The organism is Mycobacterium sp. NPDC006124, from assembly GCF_040614235.1.
Lineage (GTDB): Bacteria > Actinomycetota > Actinomycetes > Mycobacteriales > Mycobacteriaceae > Mycobacterium.
The window spans coordinates 317,966-338,272 of the sequence record NZ_JBEXUA010000005.1 but is presented as its reverse complement, the minus strand read 5'-3'; the positions used below and the strand labels follow the sequence as shown (position 1 = coordinate 338,272).

Below are 20,307 nucleotides of genomic sequence, written 5' to 3'. Positions count from 1 at the left end.
TTCCCACACTACGATTCGTGCGGTGGCTGCCCAGCGCGAAACCCTGCAGGATCCGACCGTCGCGCACACCATCCACGGCACCCTTCGCGGCACCACCGAGGGCGGCGTCCACGTGTGGCGGGGCGTCGAATACGCCGAACAACCCGTCGGCGAGCGGCGCTTCCTGGCGCCGACGCCTCCGCTGCCGTGGAGCGGGATCCGCGAGGCTACGGAACACGGTGCGTTGCCACCGCAGGGCCGCAGCTTCGTCGGCGGTGGGCGCGACGACCCGAAGATCCGCGATGAAGCCTGCCTGACGTTGACGGTGTGGTCACCCGCCCCTCCGGCGACGGGCGCCCCGAAGCCGGTCATGGTGTGGATCCCCGGGGGCGCGTTCGTCTACGGCGCCGGACAACTGCAGTTGTACAACGGAAGTCGGCTGGCGGCCAACGGCGACGTCGTCGTGGTCAACGTGACCTACCGCCTCGGGGTCTTCGGTGGCTTCGAGCTCGGCGACCTGGGGCCCGGCTTCGACGACAACCTCGCCCTGCGTGACCAGGTCGCCGCCCTTCGGTGGGTACGCGAGAACATCGCCTCGTTCGGCGGCGATCCCCACCACGTCACCGTGTTCGGCGAGTCGGCGGGGGCCACGTCGGTGCTGGCGTTGTTGGCCAGCCCGCTGGCCGACGGGTTGTTCTCCCGAGCCATCGCGCAGAGCCCGGCGCTGCCCCTGATCGCCGATCGGGAGACCCGCGCCCGCCAGGCGGCCACGTTCGTCGAGCGGCTCGGCGTACCGGTCGAGGAGGTGAAGTCCCTTCCGCAGCGGCGGCTGCGGCGGGCGGCCGGTCGACTGCAGGGGGAGAGCGCGGCTCAGACCCCGACGCTGGCCTACGGGCTGACCCACGGCGTCGACTCACTGCCTCGGCACCCGGTCGACGCCGCGCGCCACGGCCTGGTGTCATCCGTGCCGTTGATCGTCGGCACCAACAGCCACGAGGCCTCGATGTTCGCGTGGGGCAAGCCGCCGATGCTGCCGACTACGGAGGCGATGGTCGAGGATTTCTTCGCCAGGACCGCACCGCACGCCCGGGACCGGCTGCTGGCCGCCTATCCGGACTTTCCGCGCCGACGCGCGTTGATCGCCTTCGGCTCCGACGCGATGTTCGGCGCGCCCACGTGGGCGTTCGCCGACGCCTATTCCGCGCACGCGCCGACCTACGTCTACCGCTTCGACCATGCTGCGTGGAGTCTGCGGCTGCTGGGACTCGGCGCCACGCACGGCAGCGAGATCGTGCACGTGCAGCACAGCTACGGCTCCTACCTGGGCCGCAAGATGCACCCGCTGGGCAGGCGGGTGCAGCCGTCGGTGGGCCGCCGCATGCAACGGACGTGGCTCGACTTCTCGACCGCCGAACTCGACGAGGACTGGCCGCGTTACGACGCGGTCGCCCGCCGCACGCGGGTGATCCGCTCGACGCGGGACGACACGGTCGCCGACCCCGACGCCGTCAGGCGGGCGGCGTGGGAGGGCTTGTACTGAACCGCCGTTGGCAGTAGCGGTCCAGATTGTGCAGGAAGCGCTGGAACATCCACCTCATCACCGGCCGCGCGACCTCCATGCCGAGCCGCGCGACGATTCCGTTGGGCTTCATCGCCATCACCCAGGTGAGGTGGCTGCCCTCGGGCGTCGGCACCACCCGGTAGTCCTCCGCGAACGCGGCGATGGCGTTCGACGTGCTCTCGTTGAAGCGAAACGCCATGTGAGCGTTGGGTTCCCAAGCCAGGAACTCCTCGGCGCCGGCGATGCCGCCGCGCATGTCGACCGTTCGGGTGGTGCCGACGCCCCGCGGCTCGGGGCTGGTCCAGGTGACCTTGGTGATCACGCTGACCCACTGCGGCCACGACTCCGCATCGGCAAGGACTTCGAAGAGTCGCTCGGGGGTGACCGAGAGGTCGACGGTGCTGACGAACCGAAACGGTGCGGTGTCGACGAACGACGCGTCGACGGGTTCGCAGGGGTAGGTCTTGGCCATGGGTGGACACTCTATGGCCGGGTGTCTACCCGATGGGTCACCCGGGTCCGTCGCTGGCCGCCGCGAGCAGCGGCACCACCAGGTCGCTGATCGGGGTCGGAATTCCGTGCGCCGCGCCCCTGCGCGCTACGACGCCGTTGCGGACGTCCCACTCCAGCGGGCGGTCCAGTTCACGGTCGGTGAGGATCGAGGTGGTCAGATCCTCCGGCACGTCGGTGAACAGCCGTGTGGTCTCCTCGACCACCTCGTCGCCGAGGCGGGCGCCCTCTGCCCGCGCCACGGCGAGGCATTCCTCGAGGTAGGCGCGGCCCAAGCTCGCCACGTCGTCGCGGCGAAACATCCCCGCGCGGCGGCCCGTCAGCACCATGAGGCCGGCGACCGCGTTGGTGAGCAGCTTGCGCCAGGCGTCGTCGAGGAAGGTCGGGCTGCACTCCACGGTGAGCAAGTCGCTGCGCAGCACCTCGGCCAGCCCGCGACCCGCCTCGTCGTCGGGCAGCACCAGCCGCACCGGCGTCCGCAGTCGAACCCACCCCTGCGGCTGCGACTGGGCCGAGAACCAGACCGCGCTCGGGACGACGGCGGTGCCCGCCGGGCACAGGCGACCGACCCGCTCGACCTGCTCGACGCCGTTCTGCATCACGCACACCGTGGTGGCGGGACCGCACAGCCGCTCGAGCCATGCGGCGGCTGCCTCGTTCTGAGTGTCCTTGACCGCGAGGATCACCACATCGACCGGTCCGTCGACCGACGCGGGATCCGTGCGCACCGGATCGGGGATCACCATGGGCTCGCCGCCGAGGATGCCGGGGTCGGGTCGAACCTCGACGGACGCGCGTGCGGTGCGACCGCACACCGTCACGTGGTGGCCGGCCGCATGCAGCAGTGCTGCGACGGTCGAGCCGATGGCGCCGGGACCTACGACCGCGATGGAGATGCCCACCACGCCAAGGTAGTGCCGCCGAGGCCACCACTACACTGTGGCAGTCCTCTCGTCAGGCACTTCCCAGGGAGTCTTCGTGTTGCGCAGTCATGCCGCCGGTTCGTTGCGGTCCACCGACACCGGCCAAACGGTCACGTTGGCCGGGTGGGTCGACCGCCGGCGCGACCACGGCGGTGTCATCTTCATCGACCTGAGGGACGCGTCCGGGATCAGCCAGGTGGTGTTCCGCGATGCCGAGGTGCTCGAGCAGGCCCACCGGCTTCGGGCCGAGTTCTGCGTCCTGGTTCAGGGTGTCGTCGAGACCAGGCCGGAGGGCAACTCCAACTCCGACATCGCCACCGGTGACATCGAGGTCAACGCCACGTCGCTGACGGTGCTGAGCGAGAGCGCACCCCTTCCGTTCCAGCTCGACGAGACCCCCGGCGAGGAGGCCCGGCTCAAGTACCGCTACCTCGATCTGCGCCGTGCCGGTCCCGGTCACGCAATTCGCTTGCGTTCCAAGGTCAACGCCGCCGCCCGCGAGGTGCTGGCCCGCCATGACTTCGTGGAGATCGAGACCCCGACGTTGACGCGGTCCACCCCCGAGGGGGCGCGTGACTTCCTGGTGCCGGCCCGGTTGCAGCCCGGCTCGTTCTACGCGTTGCCTCAGAGCCCGCAGCTGTTCAAGCAGCTGCTGATGGTGGCGGGCATGGAGCGTTACTTCCAAATCGCGCGCTGCTATCGCGACGAGGACTTCCGCGCCGACCGGCAGCCCGAGTTCACCCAGCTCGACGTGGAGATGAGCTTCGTGGACCCCGACGACGTGATGGCGGTGTCAGAAGAGGTTCTCAAGGCACTCTGGGCACTCGTCGGATACGACCTGCCGACGCCGATCCCGCGCATCACCTACGCCGAGGCAATGCGCCGCTTTGGTTCCGACAAGCCCGACCTGCGGTTCGGTCTCGAGCTGGTCGACTGCACGGAGTACTTCTCCGACACCACGTTTCGGGTCTTCCAGGCGCCGCACGTCGGTGCGGTGGTCATGCCCGGTGGGGCGTCGCAGCCGCGTCGCACCCTCGACGGATGGCAGGAGTTCGCCAAGCAGCGCGGCCACAAGGGCCTGGCCTACGTGCTGCTGGCCGAGGACGGAACGCTCGGCGGACCGGTCGCCAAGAACCTGACCGACGCCGAGCGTGACGGACTGGCCGCTCACGTCGGCGCCAAGCCGGGGGACTGCATCTTCTTCGCTGCGGGTCCAGTCAAGTCCGCGCGGGCCCTGCTGGGTGCGACGCGCATCGAGATCGCCAAGCGACTGGAGATGATCGATCCCGACGCATGGGCGTTCACCTGGGTGGTGGACTGGCCCCTGTTCGAGGCCGCCGACGAGGCGACCGCGTCGGGTGACGTGGCCGTCGGATCCGGCGCGTGGACGGCCGTGCACCACGCGTTCACCTCACCCAAGCCAGAGTCGGAGGATACGTTCGACACCGATCCCGGCACCGCGCTGGCCAACGCCTACGACATCGTGTGCAACGGTAACGAGATTGGCGGCGGGTCGATCCGCATCCATCGTCGCGACGTGCAGGAACGGGTGTTCGCGATGATGGGCATCGATCACGACGAAGCGCAGGACAAGTTCGGCTTCCTGTTGGACGCCTTCACGTTTGGCGCGCCGCCGCACGGGGGCATCGCCTTCGGCTGGGACCGCATCACCGCGCTGCTTGCGGGGACCGACTCGATCCGCGAGGTGATCGCGTTCCCCAAGTCCGGAGGCGGCGTCGACCCGCTGACCGACGCACCGGCACCGATCACCGCTCAGCAGCGCAAGGAGTCGGGCATCGACGGCAAGCCGAAGGGCTCGTAGCACGCGTCACTGACATTCCGGTGGTTCGGGCCGGGTTGTCCACACTCTGGTGTTCATCCACAGAACGCTTGTTGCAGAACGACTTTCGTCAGACCCACGCCGTAGGTTGGGTTCATGTTCGATCAGTTGGTGGACGCGACGACTGGTACCCGTGGTGCTGGGGAGTTGTCGTCGTGGTCGCGGGTGGAGAACGCGGCGTGCGCCCGTCGGGTGGCGACGATGGCCGCGATGCTCGACGAGGCCTATGCCGCGTCGGGATCCGCGGATCGGGACCATTGGTGTCTGGACGATTTCGACGCCGTCGCCGCGCATATCGGCGCCGCCCAACGCATCACCCCCGGCGCAGCGGGCAATCAACTGCTGATCGCGGTCGCACTGCACGAACGGTTCCCGAAGGTGGCCGCGGTCTTCGCCGAAGGATTGATCACTTACCAGCTGGTCCGCACCGTGGTCACACGCGCCGCTCTGATCGTCGACCCCGACGCGCTGCGGACCCTGGACGCATTGTTGGCCGAGGCGTTTGGTGAGTGGGAGCCGATGTCGGTGGACAAGACCGAGAAGACGATCGACGCCTACGTCGCCCAGGTCGACCCGCAGGCCGTGCGGCGCACCGAGACCAAGGCCAGAAGTCGATCCGTCGAAATCAGCATCGACGAGGACGGCAGCGGTATGGCCACCCTGTACGCCACCCTCTTCGCCCACGACGCCAAGGCGTTGCAGGCCCGGCTACGCGCCCTGGCCGCCACCGTCTGCCCTGCCGACCCGCGGACTGCTGATCAACTCCGCGCCGACGCGTTCGGCGCTGGTGGGAATGACCGCATGGCCTGCCTGTGCGGCACCGACGACTGCCCGGCCGCCCAGAATCCACCCGCGTCGGGGGTGGTGGTCTACGTGATCGCGTCAGAGGACACGATTAGCGGCCCGGCACCCGAGCCCGAGACTCCCGCACCGCCACCCGAGACCCCTGCGCCGCCACCCGAGGGCCCGCCCGCCGACGAGCGCGCCGCCCTCGACGGCGACCAACCACCCCTGTTCGACAAGCCGCTACGCGACCTCACCCTGACCGCGGCCATGACCCCCACCCCCGGCACCCTGGCCCACCTTCGGCCCGCGGCCTTGATGGGCGGTCAATTCCTCCCCGGCGCGATCGCCTGCCGCGCCACCATCGGGGCGAAGATCACCCCGATCATGCATCCCGGCCAAGCCCCACCGGAGAACCGCTACCGACCGTCGAAGAAGCTGGCCGACTTCGTCCGTTGCCGCGACATGACGTGCCGCTTCCCGGGCTGCCGAGCGCCCGCCACGAATTGCGACATCGACCACACGATCCCCTGGCCACACGGACCGACCATGGCATCCAACCTCACATGCCTCTGCCGTCGACACCACCTTCTGAAAACCTTCTGGGGTGGCGAGAATGGCTGGCGCGACGAGCAACTCGACGACGGCACCGTTCTGTGGATTGCTCCGGATGGCCAAGATTTCATCACCACGCCGGGAAGCCGACTGCTGTTTCCGGAACTGTCCAGACCCACCGCCACGGTGGCGACGGCCGGGAAACCCACGCCGCACGCCACCGGACTCACCATGCCCCGCCGCAGGACCACCCGCGCCCAAGACCACGCCGACCGCGTCCGGCACGAGGGCGAGCTCAATTCTGACGTGGACTTGGCGCCCCCGGAGTGATGAATTCTGCTGCACAGGAATCGAATTCGTCGACCAAGGCGTTGGGCTCGCCGGTGCGGCGAGCTGATGCCACCACGCCGGGCTCGACCCCGCGCAACGGCACCGTCGTCAGCTCAGGATTCAGGTCGGGGATGCGGCTGTCGGCGGGCACGATGAGCACCGCTCCGCTCTCGGCGATGAAGTCGAACATCTCCGCGGCGTCGTCCAGCACCGGGCCGTCGGGGGCATTCCAACCGTCGGGCCGTGGGCCGGTACGCCACCAGCTGTCCCACACCGGATCGCTCACCCGGGGCATCACCTCGCCGTCGATGTCGGCGAGTTCGACGGCGTCCTTCGCGGCGAGTCGGTGTCCACGGCCGACGAGCAGCGCTCGCGGCTCGCGATAGAGCGGTGTCACCTCGACACCGTCGCGGGGAATGGGCAGGCGAGTCACCGCGACATCGACGATGCGGTCCGTCAACGCCGGATGGGCACCGTTCCACAACAGCTGACGAACGGTGATCTCGACGTCGGGCCGACGGCGGCGCAATTCGCGGACCGCCCTGGCCACGACGAGATTGGTGGTGTACCCGACGGTGAGGCGACGCACGGTGGCAGCGGCCCGAGTGTGCGCGGCGGCGCGGACTGCGGCGGCGAGCATCGGCTGAGCGTGGGTCAGGAACGCCCGGCCCGCATCGGTGAGTTGGCTACCCCGCGGGGTGCGTAGCAGAAGCGTCGTGCCGAGCTGCCTTTCGAGCCCCTTGATCTGTCGGCTCAGAGAGGGCTGGGTGATGTGCAGTGCGGCGGCCGCCCTGCCGAAGTGCCCGTGTTCGGCGACGGCGACGAAGTAGCGCACCACCCGGAGGTCGAGGTCGACCGCAAGCCCATCGTCGGACACCCGGTCAGCCTAGACCTCATGCCTGCGGGGCATCGGGCGTTGCGACATGGGCGTTGGACGCGCGAGCCGGTCGGCGGCACCGTGGGTGCCATGACCGCAGGCGTGTTGCTGACCCCCGACCGTAGTGCCGACCACGTCGTCGACGACGCCGTGGCACAGGCCTCGCTGGCCTTCGACGCCGGAGTCCGACGAGTCTGGTTGGGGCAGCAACTGGACCTCGACGCGGTGGCGGTCGCCGGGCTGATCGGCGCCATGGTTCCCGGCCTGGCGGTCGGCACGTCGGTGGTGCCGATCAACCCCCGTCACCCCCTGATCCTGGCGGCCGCCGCCCAGACCGCACAGTCGGCCAGCCGCGGACGGTTCAGTCTCGGCGTCGGGCTGGGCGTCGCGATGATGGAGCAGTGGGCATTCGCGCTTCCGACCGACCATGCCGCCGAGCGACTCCGGGAGTACCTGACCGTGCTTCGGGCGGTGCGCGACACCGGAACCGTGGACCTGCATGGGCGTTACGTCACCGCCGTCGACCCCGGGGTCATGCCCGTGGCCCTGCCGTCGGCGGTGCCGTATCCCGTCTACGTCGCCGCGATGGGCCCGAAGACCTTGCAGGTCACCGGCGAACTCGCCGACGGCACGCTGCCGTACGCCGGCCCGCGCACCTTGGAGGAGTTCATCGTGCCCACGATCGGAAAGGCGGCCGCCGACGCCGGTCGACCGGCGCCGCGGGTGTTCGGTCTGGTCAGCGTTGCGGTGACCGGGTCGGCCGACCGGGACGTCGAACGGGCGCGCAACGTCGCGGTCGAGACGATGGCCATGTACGACCAGGTGCCCTCCTACCAGCGCATCAACGCCCGCGAGGGGGTCGACAGCGTGGTCGACCTCGCTCTGATCGGATCCGAGGAGCACATCGCGCGGGGGCTGGCCCGCTACGTCGACGCGGGCGCGACCGACCTGATGCTGATGCCGGTGCAGACGGGCAGAGACGAACTGCGTCGCGTGTGCGATCTTGCTGCCGGAATACCGTCGACTGGGGCAGACTTCTAACCACCATGGCAGACATCGACAAGGACAAGCTGGTATCCGACACGGCCGCGCTCGACGACTTCAACAAGGGTGTCGTCGAGGAGTTTCGTGCCAACGCAGGCAAGGTTGGTGGCCCGTTCGAGGGTGGCAACCTGTTGCTGCTGCACACCACGGGGGCGAAGTCGGGTCAGCCCCGGCTTTCACCGTTGGCGTACCTCGAGGTGGACGGCAGGATGCTCATCGTGGGGTCCTACGCGGGCGCGCCGAAGCACCCCGCGTGGGTGCACAACCTGCGGGCGAACCCTCGAGCCCGCATCGAGGTGGGCACCGATGCCTACGACGTCGAGGTGCGTGAACTGCCCGACGACGAGCGCGACGCCACGTACCCGAAGATCACCGAGGTGGCTCCGGTCTTCGCGGAGTATCAGACGAAGACGGCGCGCGCCATCCCGTTGTTCGAGTTGACGCGCGCCTGAGTCGTCGTGTCAGTTGCGTCCAGGGCTGCCCGGGTTGCCCTGCGGTCCCGCGTTGTCGCCCGGCATCGAATTGCCCGTCGGCGGTGAGGGCGTCTGCACGGTGGTCGCGGACGCCGAGTTGCCCCCGCTAATGGTCGCGCTCGGGCCGGTGACCTCGGCGCCCGTCGTCGGCGCGATGCTGCTTCCGCCGGCGCCCCCCGTACCGCCGGCGCTGCCGGCCGTGGTGGTCGGAGGCGGCGATATCGACGTGCTGGGACTCAGCGACGGGGGCGAGGTGGTGGCGGGCAAGCTGCTGGCCGGCGTCGTGGCCGGGACGCTGGTTTCGTTGGTCTTGTCGTCGCTGCCGCAGCCCGCGAGCAGTGCGAGCACGATGGAAGCGGAGCCCGCGAGGAGGCCGACGCGGCTCGCGAGTTGAAAGTTGTTCACGCCAGCGGGGTTTCCCCAGCACCCTTACAGGCGAAACCCCGCCCGGCGCGACGTCACCAATGCGTCAGCCCTCTACAGCCGTTCGATGATGGTCGCGTTGGCCATGCCGCCGCCCTCGCACATGGTCTGCAGTGCGAACCGGCCGTCACGCTGTTCGAGCGCGTTGACCAACGTCGTCATGATGCGGGCACCGCTGGCGCCCAAGGGGTGACCGATGGCGATGGCACCACCGTTGACGTTGGTCTTGGCCAGATCGGCGCCGGTCTCCCGTGCCCATGCCAGCACCACGGGGGCGAAGGCCTCGTTGACTTCGAAGAGGTCGATGTCGGCCAGGGTCAAACCCGCTCGGGCCAGGACCTTCTCGGTCGCGGGAATGACTCCGGTCAGCATGTACAGCGGATCGGAGCCGACCACCGTCGTGGTGTGGATCCGCGCCAGCGGCCGCAGCCCGAGCGCGCGGGCGGCCGCACCGCTGGTGATCATGACCGCGGCGCTGCCGTCGGACAACGGCGAGGAGTTGCCCGGGGTGATCTCCCAGGTGATCTGTGGGAAGCGTTGGGAGTAGGCCTCGTTGAAGAAGGCGGGCCGCAGCCCGGCCAGGGTCTCGACCGTGGTGCCGGGACGGATGATCTCGTCCGTGGACAGCCCGGCGATCGGCGCCAGTTCGGCGTCGAAGCGACCCTCCTTGGTGGCGCGGGCCGCCTTCTCGTGGCTGTTGGCCGAGAACTCGTCGAGCTCGGTGCGCGACAGTCCCCACTTCGCGGCGATCAGCTCGGCACTGATGCCCTGGGGCACCAGACCGTCGGGATACCGCTCGGCCATGCCGTGACCGAAGGGGTCGCTGCCCGGGAGTACCGAGCTGCCCATGACCACCCGCGACATCGACTCCACACCCGAGGCGATCACGACGTCATAGGCCCCGGCCAGTACGCCTTGGGCGGCGAAACTGATTGCCTGCTGGCTACTTCCGCACTGCCGGTCGACCGTGGTCCCCGGCACGCTCTCGGGAAGGCCCGCTCCCAGCGAGGCGTTGCGGGCGATGTTCATCGACTGGTCGCCGACCTGTGTGACCGCACCCGCGATGACGTCGTCGACCTTGGCTGGGTCGACGCCGGTGCGCTCGACGAGGGTGCGCAGACTGTGCGCGAGCAGGTCGACGGGCAGCACGTCGTGCAGGGCGCCGTTGGCCTTGCCCTTGCCGACGGGGGTACGCACGGCGCCGACGATGACGGCGTCGCGATCCGAGTATGCAGCCATGTTGTTCTCCTCGATGACTCGTCGCTGAGTACTACTATCTATACTTAGGTGTAACACCTCGGTATAGCACGAACAACCCAGCTAGGGAGTGACGTCTATGACAGTCCTGCAAGGCGGACTCGCCGACCGCGATTCGTGGTCGCCGGTGGGTCGCTGCCCGGTCGAGAAGACGATGGGCCTGGTGGGCACCAAGTCGGCGATGCTCATCATGCGCGAGGCCTACTACGGCACCACGCGCTTCGACGACTTCGCCCGCCGTGTCGGCATCACCAAGGCGGCGACCAGCGCCAGACTCACCGAACTGGTCGACGCCGGACTGCTGGCCAAGCAGCCCTATCGGGAACCCGGCCAGCGCAGCCGCGACGAATACGTCCTCACCGAGCAGGGGACGGCGTTCATGCCCGTGGTGTGGGCCATGTTCGAATGGGGTCGAAACTACTTCGGAGACACGTCCTTGAGGCTGTCGCACCAGGATTGCGGGGCGGAGGTGACCGTCGAAATCCGTTGTGCCGACGGCCACCACGTGCCACCGGAGGAGCTGGCGGTGCGTGTCGCGAGACGCTAGACGAGTTGTTCGCGGTAGGCGCGGGCCTGGCCCATGAGTTCCTCGACCCGCGCCTGGTCGGCTCGGTTCTCGAACACCCCGTCCTTCTTGAAGTAGGTTCCCACGATCGCGCCGTCGGCGATGTCGAGTTGGTCGCCGACGTTCTCGGCCCGCACGCCGGTGTTCACGAACACGGGCACCGCGCCCGCGGCGGACTTCACCACCCGCAGGGCCTCGGCGTCGGTCGGGGCGCCCGCGGTGGCACCGGACACGCAGATCGCGTCCGGCAGCGTCGCGAACACGGTCGTACGCGTGATGGCGGCCAGGTCGCGGTCGGCGAGGTAGGTCGCGGACTCGGGGACGATGTTGAAGAAGAGCTTGACGTCGGCGCCACCGACACGGGCCCGATGCCGGGCCACCTCGCCGACGTTGGTGTCCCACAGGCCGAAGTCGCTGGCGTACACGCCCGTGAAGATCTCGCGGACGAACTTCGCGCCGGTGGCGACGGCGAGGTCGATCGACGCCCGGCCGTCCCAGAGCACGTTCACTCCGTGGGGAACCCGGAAGTGGGGCAACAGCTCTCCGATGATCCTGGCCATCGTGATGGCGGTGATCGGCTCGGTCTTGGTCAGATACGGCAGGCTGAACTCGTTGGACACCATCACGCCGTCCACGCCGCCGGCCTGCAGGGCTTCGAGTTCCTCGCGGGCTCGGGCGACGACGGCGGCGATGCCGCCGGTGCTGTCGTAGGCAGGATCGCCGGGCAGTGCGGACAGGTGGAGCATGGCGATGACGGGCTTTCTGACGGTGAAGACCTCGTCGAGCCAGGTGGTGGTCACGTGGGTGCCTTTCTCGGTGGTGTCGTGCTGTGAATGAAGTGTTCGGCTAGTCCATGTAGGCGCCGCCGTTGACGGCCAGCGCCTCGCCGGTGATGAAGCGTGCGTCCTCTGAGAGCAGGAACGCCACCGAACGGGCCACGTCCTCGGGTCGTTCCAGCCGCTGCAGGGGCGTGTCACGGATCATCATCGCGCGGACACCGTCGGGAGTGGAGCCGCGCAACTGCGCCTCCCACTCCAATTCCCTTGACTGCATTGGAGTTTCGACGTACCCGGGGCACACGCAGTTGACGGTGATGCCGTGTTCGCCGAGTTCGTAGGCCATGGCCTGGGTGAGTCCGACGACGCCGAACTTCGATGCGACGTAGTCGGCGAGGAACGGCACCCGGCCTTGTTTGCCGGCCATCGAGGCGGTGTTGACGATCGCCCCCCGTGTGCCGCTGCGCACCATCGCCCGGGCCGCGGCCTGCCCACAGACGAAGACCCCCTTGAGGTTGACGTCCATGGTCTGGTCGTAGCGCGCGATGGGCGCGTCGAGGAAGCCGTGCATGAAGGAGATGCCCGCGTTGCTCACCCAGGCGTCCAGGCCGAGCCGGTCGGTCACGTTCGTCGCGATCGCCGCCGCGGCCTCGGGTGAGCTGACGTCGAGCACCGCCGATTCGTGCCGGACGCCGTCGTCGGCCGGCAGCGCATCGGCGACGTCCTTGGCCGCGGTGCCGTTCACGTCGGTGACCACGACGCGCCACGAGCGTTCGGCGAGCAGGATCGCGATGGCCCGGCCGATTCCGCTGCCCGCTCCGGTAATTACGACTGTCTTGGTCATGGGTGGAGTTCGTTCCCCTTCGTCATCTGATCGCCGACGACGCGTCGGCCGGTCTTTGCGTCGAACACGTGGGCGGCGCCCGGTCGGGCCGACAGGTCGACCCGGGCGCCCTCCGAGATCCCCGCCATCCGTGCGGTTTCGACGACGCACGTCATCTCGGTGCCACCGGCGTCCACGGTGACGATCGCGCGTGGTCCCAGCAGTTCGACGAGTTTCACGGTGGCGTGGCCATCCGGGCTGGCGGTGGGCACCAGGTCGTCGGGCCGCACGCCGAGTGTCACGTGGCCCCGGCTGATCCGTTGCGAGACCGACAGCACGAAACCGCCTGCCAGTGTGAAGCCGTCGTCGGTGAGCTCGCCGTCGACCAGATTCATCTTCGGGCTGCCGACGAACGAGGCGACGAACGTGTCGACCGGAGTGTCGTAGACCTCCAGCGGCGTGCCGACCTGCGCGGCGCGACCGTCGCGCATCACGACCATGCGGTCCGACAGCGTCATCGCCTCCTCCTGGTCGTGGGTGACGTAGAGGCAGGTGATGCCGAGCCGACGCTGGATCTGCAGTAGCTCGGTGCGGGTCTCGACCCTGAGCTTGGCGTCGAGGTTGCTCAGCGGTTCGTCGAACAGGAACACCTTCGGTTCGCGAATGATGGCGCGCCCGATGGCGACTCGCTGCTGCTGGCCGCCGCTGAGGTCCTTGGGCTTGCGCCCCGACATCGCCGAGAGACCGAGTGACTCCGCGACCGCGTCGGCCTTGGCGAGTGCCTCGGCGCGGGGCACCTTCACCGCCCGCAGCGGGAAGGCGATGTTCTCCCGCACGGTCAGGTGGGGGTAGAGCGCGTAGTTCTGGAACACCATCGCGATGTCGCGGTCGCGCGGTTGCAGATTGGTGACGTCGCGGTCGCCGATGCGGATGGTGCCCGAGGTGACCGATTCCAGGCCGGCGAGCATCCGCAGCGAGGTCGACTTGCCGCAGCCGGACGGGCCGACCAGGACGGTGAACGACCCGTCGGGCAGTTCGAGGTCGAGGTCGGTGACCACGGGAATCGTTCCGTAGGACTTGGTGAGTCGTTCGAAGCGCACGGTTGCCATGAGGAGTCGGGTGACCTATCTGCTAGAACTTCACCGCGCCACCGCTGATGCCCTGCACCAGCCTGCGCTGGATGAAGAAGCTCGCGATGACGACGGGGACGACGGCGATCAGGATGGCGGCACTCATGGAGCCGATCTGAACGCCACGGAACGTGTTGAAGCCGGCGATGGCCACCGGCAGGATGGCGGCCTTGCCCGGCGCCAGGATCAGGCCGTAGAACAGGTCGTTCCACGACAGGGTGAAGCCGAAGATCGCGGCGGCCCCCATGCCGGGGAACACCTGCGGGAGCACCACCAACCGGAACGCGGCGAAGCGCGTGAAGCCGTCGACCTGCGCCTGCTCCTCCAGGGACCGGGGAACGGCCTCGAAGAACCCGATCAGGAACCAGGTCACCACGGGCAGAACGAAACTCAGGTGGGCGAAGATCACCGGGACCAGAGTGTCGTTGAGCCGCAGGGCGTAGGCCATGGTGAGGAACGGGAACACCAACACGGCCGGCGGGAGAACCTGCGCGGCGAGCATGCCGAATCGGGTGGCCGTGCCGCCGGCCCGGAAGCGGGCGATGGCGTAGGCGCCCATGCTGCCCACGACGATGCTGATGCCGACGGTGGTGAGCGCGACGATCGCGCTGCGCCCGGCGGCCTCCAGGATCCCGGAGTCCAGCACGTTGCGCCACGCGTCCAGGGTGGGCGAGAAGGTCAGGAGGAACGGTTCGTTGAGCTGCTCGGGACTCTTGACGCTGGCCAGCGCGATCCAGACCACCGGAAACAGCACGCAGATGGCCGCGGCCCACAGTAAGGCCACCCGGCAGACGGTGAGGACGGGCGAATTCTTCACGATCGCTTGGCCCTCTCCATCCGGCGGAACGCGACGACGATCACGGTCAGCACGACCACGAGCACGACGAACGCCATCGACGACGCAGATCCGAGGCGGAAGAACTGAATCCCGGTCTGGTACACGAAGTACTGCAGCGTCTGGGTCTCGGTGCCGGGGCCGCCGCGGGTGGTGGCGAAGACGTATTCGAAGACCTTCATCGCGTCCAGGCACCGCAGCAGGATCGCCACGACGAGGACCGGGGCGAGCAAGGGCAACGTCACGCGGCGCAACACGTAGAAGCCGCTGGCGCCGTCGACCCTGGCCGCCTCCAACGGCTGCTTGGGAATGGACTCCAGACCGGCCAGCAGTAGCAGCACCATGAACGGCGTCCACTGCCAGACGTCGATGAACGCCAGCGTGAAGATCGCCTTGCCCGGCCCGAAGAAGTCGTAGTCCAGGCCCACGGTCTGCAACAACCGGGGGATGGCCCCAATCTGGTCGTTGAGCAGGAACCGGAAGATCAGCCCGACCGCGATCGGGGTGATGAACATCGGCGCCAGCAGCATCGAGCGGGTGAGATCGCTTGCCCAGCGCTGCTTTTGCAGTGCCAGCGCGATGGCCAGCCCGATGAGCAGTTCCAGTCCCACCGCCACCGAGACGAACAGTGCGGTGGTGCCGAAGGACTGCCAGAACGCGGCGCCGCCGAAGGTGGCCACGTAGTTGTCCGCGCCGACGATCCGCGGCGCCCCGCGGCTGGTCAGCTTGTAGTCGGTGACGCTGAGGTAGAACGCATATCCCAGGGGGAAGCCGACCACCCCGATGAAGAGCGCGACGAGGGGCGCGACCATGCCGTGCTTGAACGTCATGACTCGCATCGCTCCCTTCTCGGGGTGGTCGGTTCCATGCGGGGCTAGCCCTGGATCTTCTCGGCGGCGGCCTGCGCGGCGGCCAAGGCGTCGTCGACGCTCTTGGTGCCCGCGACGGCCTCGTTGAGCTCGGTGCCGACGGCCTGGATCATCTCCTCGCCGCTGGGTCCCTGGCTCAGGGGTGCGGCGTTGCCCAGCATCTTCTCGACGGTCTGGTAGTACTCCGCGCCCAACGGCCCCTTGAGGACGGCCGGATCCTTCAGCGTGCTCTGGCGGATCGCGGCGCCACCCTTCTCGGTGCGTTCGACGTCGTGTGCCTTGGAGGTCAGCCACGACGCGAACGCCCAAGCGGCGTCCGACGATCCGGAGTTGGCGGGGATGGCCCAGCTCCACGAGCCCAGGACCTGCTTGCCGCCGGGGATCTCCGCGAGCTTGAACTTGCCGGCCGACGGTCCGGAGCCCGGCGCGTTGAGCGCGGGCAGATTCCAGTTGTAGCTGATCATGGAGGCGGCCTGGTCGCTCGACACCGACCGGAACGCCTCGTCGAAGGCCCAGTTGAGACTGTTGGGCGGCGCGGCGGTCTTGTAGGTGTCGATGTAGGCGTTGAGCGCCTGCTTGGCCTGCGGGGTGTTCAGCGTCGGCTTGCCGTCGGGCCCGTAGATCGAACCACCCGCGGCGAAGAGCCAGTTGCCCCACTCCTCGAAGATCTTGTAACCGCGCTGCGGCTGCATCGCGATACCGGCGCGGTCGCCGACCTTCAGCGCCTTGGACGTGCTGACCAACTCGTCGAGCGTGGTGGGCACGGGCAGCTTCGCCGTGGCCAGGTCGTCGGTGTCGTACAGGTAGCCCAGCGCGTAGTTGTAGAACGGCACGCCGTACTTCTTGCCGTCGACGGTCGCGATGTCGGTCAGCGGCTTGAAGAAGTCCGCGTCGTCGTAGCCGGGGGTGCTGTCGATGCGAGAGTCCAACGGCTGCAGGAAGTTCGCCTTGGCGAAGTCGACCATCCACGGGTTGTCCACGATGATCAGGTCGTAGGTGGGCGAGGACGACTGGAACGACGACACGAGCTTGTCGCGCATCTGGTCGTAGGTCAGCGTCTCGATGTCGACCTTGACGTTCGGATAGTCCTTGTTGAACTCGGGCACCATCGACTTGACGACGTCGGTGTCCGGCACGTTCTCCATCAGGATCCGCACGGTGCCGGAGACGTCCTTGGCCACCTCGCCGGTGCCGGTCGCCTGGGTCTGTTCGGGTCCTCCGCTGCCTGCGCAAGCACTGAGAACCAGTGTGAGCGCTGCACATACCGCCACCATCGGCGGCGCTAACCGCCGCCGCCTGGTCTTCTTCTCCATCGTCGTCATGTACCGCACGTTCCCTTCACTTGTCGGACTCCTGTCGAACGCGTCGTGCCATCTGGTGGGAGATCGGGGTCATTGCGGCGCCGAGGTCCCGCCAGGTCTGATAGGCGTCGTCGTAGATCGCCCGTCGCGTCGGGTCGGGCACGATCGGCGCTTCGAGGGTGACGAAACGCGCGGCATCCGACCAGTCGTCGAGTGCGCCGACGCCGATCGCCGCGATGACCGCGGCCCCGAGCGACGCACCGGGATGTCCTCGCACGGGGCGCATCTCGAGTCCGAGGACGTCGGCGTGGATCTGCTTCCACAGGGTGGACTTGGATCCTCCGTTGGTGATCATCACCCGGCGTGGCGGAATTCCGATCTCGGTGAACACGTCCACGTGGTGGCGGAAGCCGAACGCGATGGCCTCCAGCACCGAGCGGTACAGGTCGGCGCGGCCGTGGCCGAGGTGCATGCCAGCGAAGACGCCACGCAGCTCGGGGTCGTGCAGCGGGCTCTTCTCGCCGAGGAAGTACGGCAGGCACAGCACCTCGGCCGGAGCGGTCCCGGTGGCCTCCTCGTCGAGGGTGGTCAGCGGCACGGTTCCGGCGCCACCGATCAAGGCCTGAAACCAGCGGATCAGGCTGCCGCTGGTGGCCATGCAGCCGTTGGGCAACCAGTGCCCTGGCACGGGATGGGCGTCGAGATAGAGGCGCTCGTCGACCACGCGGGTGTCACTGGCGACCAGGATGTCACCGGCGCCGCCGAGCTTGACCAGGGCGTCACCGGGCCCGTTCACCCCCGCCGCAAAGGCCGACAGCACGTGGTCGGCCCCGCCGACGACCAGCGCGGTACCAGCCGCCAGCCCGGTCGAATCCGCTGCGGCGGTACTCAACTCGCCGACCTTGGTGCCCGGGGCGTGCACCGGAGGCAGAACGGTGCGCTCCAGGTCTGCTGCGCGCAACACGGGTTCTGCGACGTCGCCGTCGACGGTGTAGAGCCCCGATTCCAGGGCCCAGTTCCGTTCGACGTGTACATCGGATCCCAGGGCGGTCAGCACCCAGTCGTAGGAGCCGACGTAGTGCGCCGTGCGGGCGTAGACCTCCGGTTCGTGGGTGCGTAGCCACGCCGTGGTGGGTGCCACGGACTGCTGGGTCAGGGCCGACCCGGTCATGGTCACCAGGTCGACGTCGGACAGCAGCCGCGCGAGTTCACCGACCTCGCGGGTGGCCCGGGCGTCGTTCTGCAGGATCGCGCGGCGCAGGGGGCGGCGGTTGGCGTCGAGTGCGACCACGGCCGGGACCATGCCGGACACCGCGACCGCGACCACCGACTCGCGCTGAATGCCACTGGACTGCAACACCTCTCGAATGGATTCGACGACGTTGGCATGCCACTGACCGGTGTCGGCCTCGGCGAAGCCGGGACCGGGTGAGTGCAGGGTGGTGTCGCGGACGGCTTGGGCGACGATGCCGCGCTGGGTGTCGAACAGCACGGTCTTCGTACCGGTGGTTCCGACGTCGACGCCAATGGTGTGGGTGCTCATCGCTCTTCGGATCACAGGGATTCGGCCCGTCCCGTCTCGACGTCGACCCCGGCCACGCAGATCACGTCGACGCCGGCCGCGCGCGCGGCGACGAGGGCCGGATGCTGGGGATCGCCGTCGGTGATGATGACGTCGATCTCGGCCAGCGCCGCGATGCTGGTGAAGGTGACCCGGCCCAGCTTGCTCTGGTCGGCCGCGACGATGACGCGGTCGGCACGATTGCTCGCCGCGCGCTTCACCCGGCTGTCGGCCTGGTGGTAGTCGGAGATGCCGCGAAGCGCGTCGATGCCCGCCACCCCCATGACGAACGTGTCGCAGTTGTAGTTGGACAGGGTGTCCTCGGCAGCCGGGCCGATGAGGCTGAGTTCGCCGGGGCGCAGTTCGCCGCCGGTCAGGACGACGGTGGTGTCCTCCTCGTCGACGAGTTCCAGCGCCGCCAGCACGCTGGGCGTCAACACCGTCAAGCCGAGCTGGCGCCCCCGCAGTGACTGTGCGACGGCCAAGGCGGTGCTGCCCGAGTCGAGGATCAAGGTCTCGCCGCGGCTGACGAGGTCGGCGACCGCGTCGGCGATGTGGCGCTTCTCGACCGCGGCGTCGGCCACCCTGGTCTCGAAGGCGGGTTCGGTGTCCTTGCCCTTCAAGGCGATCGCGCCGCCGACCACCCGGCGAACCACGCCGAGGGTCTCGAGCGCCTCCATGTCGCGGCGGATCGTCATCTCGGAGACGTCGAAGTCGGTGGCGAGGTCGGCGTATCCGACCTCGCGTTCGGCGCGGACCCGTTCCTCGATGCGGCGCCGACGTGCCTTGGCGTCCACGATCAGACCCACGCCTGTGGAAAATTCACAGCAAATGTCTCCGATTTGGATGTCGACGGGTCAGATCCCCTTGGTTCTGTGAATTTACAACAGGTTCGTGTGGAGTGCCCACATTTCGCGGCAGTCGATTCGGAATTCTCCGGATCGCGTTACCGTGCGCTCGTGCTGCACTTGCGCGTCATCGCGCCCGAGGACCTCCGTGACGACGTGATCGGCATCCTCCGCGGCGAAGTCGGCGTCGCGAACCTGCTGCTGCACCCCGGGGCGGCGCTCGACCCCGCCGGCGACGAGATCACCGCCGACGTGGCGCGCGAATGCGCCAACGGACTGATCCGTCAGCTCAAGGCGCTCGACGTGCAGCACCGGGGCGCCATCACCCTCGAAGTGCTCGACACGGTGCTGTCCACCCGGGCCCACCGGGCCGAGGACGACGCGGCGGGCGATCCCGCCGACGCGCTGGTGTGGGACGAGTTGATCGGACGTACCCGCGAGGAAGCCACGCTGTCCTTCACGTTCGTGCTCTTCCTGACCCTGGCGTGTCTCATCGCGGCCATCGGCGCCGTCACCGACTCCACCGTCACCGTGGTCGGTGCCATGGTCCTGGGCCCCGAGTTCGGGCCGCTCGCCGCGGTGGCGGTGGCCATCGTCCAGAGGCGCTGGGACCTGGCGCGGCGTGCTCTCCTCGCCCTCGTGGTCGGGTTTCCGATCGCGGTCGGCATCACCGCGCTCGGGACCCTGGCCGGTGAAGCCCTCGGTTGGGTCAGCCTCGACACCGTGAGACGACTCACCGAGGTGGACTTCATCTTCCAGGTCGGACCCGTCTCGCTGGTGGTCGCGCTGCTCGCGGGTGCCGCAGGCATGCTGTCGCTGGTGTCCGCCAAGTCCTCGGCACTCGTCGGCGTGTTCATCTCCGTCACCACCGTGCCGGCGGCCGGATTCGCCGCCGTGGCAGCCATTCTCGGGGACTGGGACGTCGCCGCGAAGTCGGCGCTGCAGCTCGTGGTCAACCTGGTCGGCATCGTCGTCGCCGGCGTCCTCGTTCTGGTTTTGCGCCCCAAGGCACCCTGACCTCGCGCGGACGGCGAACGTGGCCGA

The 20,307-nt window shown here is 68.6% G+C and carries 20 protein-coding genes; 8 read left to right on the top strand and 12 right to left on the bottom strand.

Annotated features, from left to right (window positions below; genetic code table 11):
• Positions 1-22 precede the first annotated feature (22 nt).
• A complete protein-coding gene (locus tag ABZ195_RS13605; RefSeq protein ID WP_355218423.1) occupies positions 23-1,519 on the top strand; it encodes a carboxylesterase/lipase family protein in 1,497 nt (498 codons plus the stop codon).
• On the opposite strand, the gene ABZ195_RS13600 is transcribed toward ABZ195_RS13605, so the two are convergent.
• Positions 1,488-2,012 (bottom strand): SRPBCC family protein, encoded by a 525-nt coding sequence (locus tag ABZ195_RS13600; protein WP_355218421.1) that lies wholly within the window; start codon positions 2,010-2,012, stop codon positions 1,488-1,490. The genes ABZ195_RS13605 and ABZ195_RS13600 overlap by 32 nt on opposite strands.
• A gap of 37 nt (positions 2,013-2,049) precedes the next feature.
• Positions 2,050-2,952, bottom strand: coding sequence for an oxidoreductase (locus ABZ195_RS13595; RefSeq protein WP_355218419.1), 903 nt, complete (start codon positions 2,950-2,952; stop codon positions 2,050-2,052).
• Between the two features lie 76 nt (positions 2,953-3,028).
• Here ABZ195_RS13595 and aspS point away from each other — a divergent pair, with 76 nt between their 5' ends.
• The gene (gene aspS, locus ABZ195_RS13590; protein ID WP_355218417.1) at positions 3,029-4,795 is read left to right on the top strand and encodes an aspartate--tRNA ligase; all 1,767 of its coding nucleotides are present in this window, start codon (positions 3,029-3,031) and stop codon (positions 4,793-4,795) included.
• Positions 4,796-4,909: 114 nt separating this feature from the next.
• Complete coding sequence (locus ABZ195_RS13585) at positions 4,910-6,481, top strand: DUF222 domain-containing protein (protein ID WP_355218415.1); 1,572 nt, start codon at positions 4,910-4,912, stop codon at positions 6,479-6,481.
• Here ABZ195_RS13585 and ABZ195_RS13580 read toward each other — a convergent pair.
• Complete coding sequence (locus ABZ195_RS13580; RefSeq protein WP_355218413.1) at positions 6,447-7,358, bottom strand: LysR family transcriptional regulator; 912 nt, start codon at positions 7,356-7,358, stop codon at positions 6,447-6,449. The two genes, ABZ195_RS13585 and ABZ195_RS13580, sit on opposite strands and share 35 nt — an antisense overlap.
• A gap of 90 nt (positions 7,359-7,448) precedes the next feature.
• Between ABZ195_RS13580 and ABZ195_RS13575 the strand changes: the two genes are divergently transcribed.
• Genes ABZ195_RS13575 through ABZ195_RS13565 form a run of 3 tightly spaced genes read left to right on the top strand, consistent with a single transcriptional unit; the run spans position 7,449 to position 9,269 of the window.
• A complete protein-coding gene (locus ABZ195_RS13575) occupies positions 7,449-8,399 on the top strand; it encodes a TIGR03564 family F420-dependent LLM class oxidoreductase (protein ID WP_355218411.1) in 951 nt (316 codons plus the stop codon).
• Positions 8,400-8,404: 5 nt separating this feature from the next.
• Positions 8,405-8,854 (top strand): nitroreductase family deazaflavin-dependent oxidoreductase, encoded by a 450-nt coding sequence (locus ABZ195_RS13570; RefSeq protein ID WP_355218409.1) that lies wholly within the window; start codon positions 8,405-8,407, stop codon positions 8,852-8,854.
• A 52-nt stretch (positions 8,855-8,906) separates the two neighbouring features.
• A complete protein-coding gene (locus ABZ195_RS13565; RefSeq protein ID WP_355218407.1) occupies positions 8,907-9,269 on the top strand; it encodes a hypothetical protein in 363 nt (120 codons plus the stop codon).
• Between the two features lie 83 nt (positions 9,270-9,352).
• On the opposite strand, the gene ABZ195_RS13560 is transcribed toward ABZ195_RS13565, so the two are convergent.
• A complete protein-coding gene (locus ABZ195_RS13560) occupies positions 9,353-10,537 on the bottom strand; it encodes a thiolase family protein (RefSeq protein ID WP_355218405.1) in 1,185 nt (394 codons plus the stop codon).
• Between the two features lie 97 nt (positions 10,538-10,634).
• Here ABZ195_RS13560 and ABZ195_RS13555 point away from each other — a divergent pair, with 97 nt between their 5' ends.
• Positions 10,635-11,102: a helix-turn-helix domain-containing protein gene (locus ABZ195_RS13555; protein ID WP_355218403.1), complete on the top strand. Its 468-nt coding sequence runs from the start codon at positions 10,635-10,637 to the stop codon at positions 11,100-11,102.
• Here ABZ195_RS13555 and ABZ195_RS13550 read toward each other — a convergent pair.
• Genes ABZ195_RS13550 through ABZ195_RS13515 form a run of 8 tightly spaced genes read right to left on the bottom strand, consistent with a single transcriptional unit; the run spans position 11,099 to position 19,224 of the window.
• The gene (locus ABZ195_RS13550; protein WP_355218401.1) at positions 11,099-11,920 is read right to left on the bottom strand and encodes a BtpA/SgcQ family protein; all 822 of its coding nucleotides are present in this window, start codon (positions 11,918-11,920) and stop codon (positions 11,099-11,101) included. The genes ABZ195_RS13555 and ABZ195_RS13550 overlap by 4 nt on opposite strands.
• 46 nt (positions 11,921-11,966) lie before the next feature.
• Entirely contained in the window at positions 11,967-12,740 is a 774-nt protein-coding gene (locus tag ABZ195_RS13545) for an SDR family NAD(P)-dependent oxidoreductase (protein WP_355218399.1), read from the bottom strand.
• Positions 12,737-13,828, bottom strand: a complete 1,092-nt coding sequence (gene ugpC, locus ABZ195_RS13540) for a sn-glycerol-3-phosphate ABC transporter ATP-binding protein UgpC (RefSeq protein ID WP_355218397.1) — start codon at positions 13,826-13,828, stop codon at positions 12,737-12,739. Before ugpC ends, ABZ195_RS13545 begins: the two co-directional genes overlap by 4 nt.
• 22 nt (positions 13,829-13,850) lie before the next feature.
• Positions 13,851-14,669, bottom strand: a complete 819-nt coding sequence (locus tag ABZ195_RS13535) for a carbohydrate ABC transporter permease (RefSeq protein ID WP_355218558.1) — start codon at positions 14,667-14,669, stop codon at positions 13,851-13,853.
• The gene (locus ABZ195_RS13530; RefSeq protein WP_355218395.1) at positions 14,663-15,514 is read right to left on the bottom strand and encodes a sugar ABC transporter permease; all 852 of its coding nucleotides are present in this window, start codon (positions 15,512-15,514) and stop codon (positions 14,663-14,665) included. The genes ABZ195_RS13535 and ABZ195_RS13530 overlap by 7 nt, the downstream gene beginning before the upstream one ends.
• Before the next feature lie 44 nt (positions 15,515-15,558).
• A complete protein-coding gene (locus tag ABZ195_RS13525) occupies positions 15,559-16,875 on the bottom strand; it encodes a sugar ABC transporter substrate-binding protein (RefSeq protein WP_355218393.1) in 1,317 nt (438 codons plus the stop codon).
• Positions 16,876-16,891: 16 nt separating this feature from the next.
• On the bottom strand, positions 16,892-18,397 hold the full coding sequence (locus ABZ195_RS13520) for an FGGY-family carbohydrate kinase (RefSeq protein WP_355218391.1): 1,506 nt from the start codon (positions 18,395-18,397) through the stop codon (positions 16,892-16,894).
• A gap of 11 nt (positions 18,398-18,408) precedes the next feature.
• Positions 18,409-19,224: a DeoR/GlpR family DNA-binding transcription regulator gene (locus ABZ195_RS13515; RefSeq protein ID WP_355218389.1), complete on the bottom strand. Its 816-nt coding sequence runs from the start codon at positions 19,222-19,224 to the stop codon at positions 18,409-18,411.
• A gap of 150 nt (positions 19,225-19,374) precedes the next feature.
• Here ABZ195_RS13515 and ABZ195_RS13510 point away from each other — a divergent pair, with 150 nt between their 5' ends.
• The gene (locus ABZ195_RS13510; RefSeq protein WP_355218387.1) at positions 19,375-20,280 is read left to right on the top strand and encodes a DUF389 domain-containing protein; all 906 of its coding nucleotides are present in this window, start codon (positions 19,375-19,377) and stop codon (positions 20,278-20,280) included.
• Positions 20,281-20,307 lie beyond the last annotated feature (27 nt).

Bases quoted from the DNA above. Each gene is read 5' to 3' on its own strand.
- ABZ195_RS13570 (WP_355218409.1), top strand. From the start codon at position 8,405: ATGGCAGACATCGACAAGGACAAGCTGGTATCCGACACGGCCGCGCTC.
- ABZ195_RS13545 (WP_355218399.1), bottom strand. From the start codon at position 12,740: ATGACCAAGACAGTCGTAATTACCGGAGCGGGCAGCGGAATCGGCCGG.
- ABZ195_RS13575 (WP_355218411.1), top strand. From the start codon at position 7,449: ATGACCGCAGGCGTGTTGCTGACCCCCGACCGTAGTGCCGACCACGTC.
- ABZ195_RS13600 (WP_355218421.1), bottom strand. From the start codon at position 2,012: ATGGCCAAGACCTACCCCTGCGAACCCGTCGACGCGTCGTTCGTCGAC.
- ABZ195_RS13560 (WP_355218405.1), bottom strand. From the start codon at position 10,537: ATGGCTGCATACTCGGATCGCGACGCCGTCATCGTCGGCGCCGTGCGT.
- ABZ195_RS13555 (WP_355218403.1), top strand. From the start codon at position 10,635: ATGACAGTCCTGCAAGGCGGACTCGCCGACCGCGATTCGTGGTCGCCG.
- ABZ195_RS13530 (WP_355218395.1), bottom strand. From the start codon at position 15,514: ATGACGTTCAAGCACGGCATGGTCGCGCCCCTCGTCGCGCTCTTCATC.
- ABZ195_RS13520 (WP_355218391.1), bottom strand. From the start codon at position 18,397: ATGAGCACCCACACCATTGGCGTCGACGTCGGAACCACCGGTACGAAG.
- ABZ195_RS13525 (WP_355218393.1), bottom strand. From the start codon at position 16,875: ATGACGACGATGGAGAAGAAGACCAGGCGGCGGCGGTTAGCGCCGCCG.
- ugpC (WP_355218397.1), bottom strand. From the start codon at position 13,828: ATGGCAACCGTGCGCTTCGAACGACTCACCAAGTCCTACGGAACGATT.
- ABZ195_RS13585 (WP_355218415.1), top strand. From the start codon at position 4,910: ATGTTCGATCAGTTGGTGGACGCGACGACTGGTACCCGTGGTGCTGGG.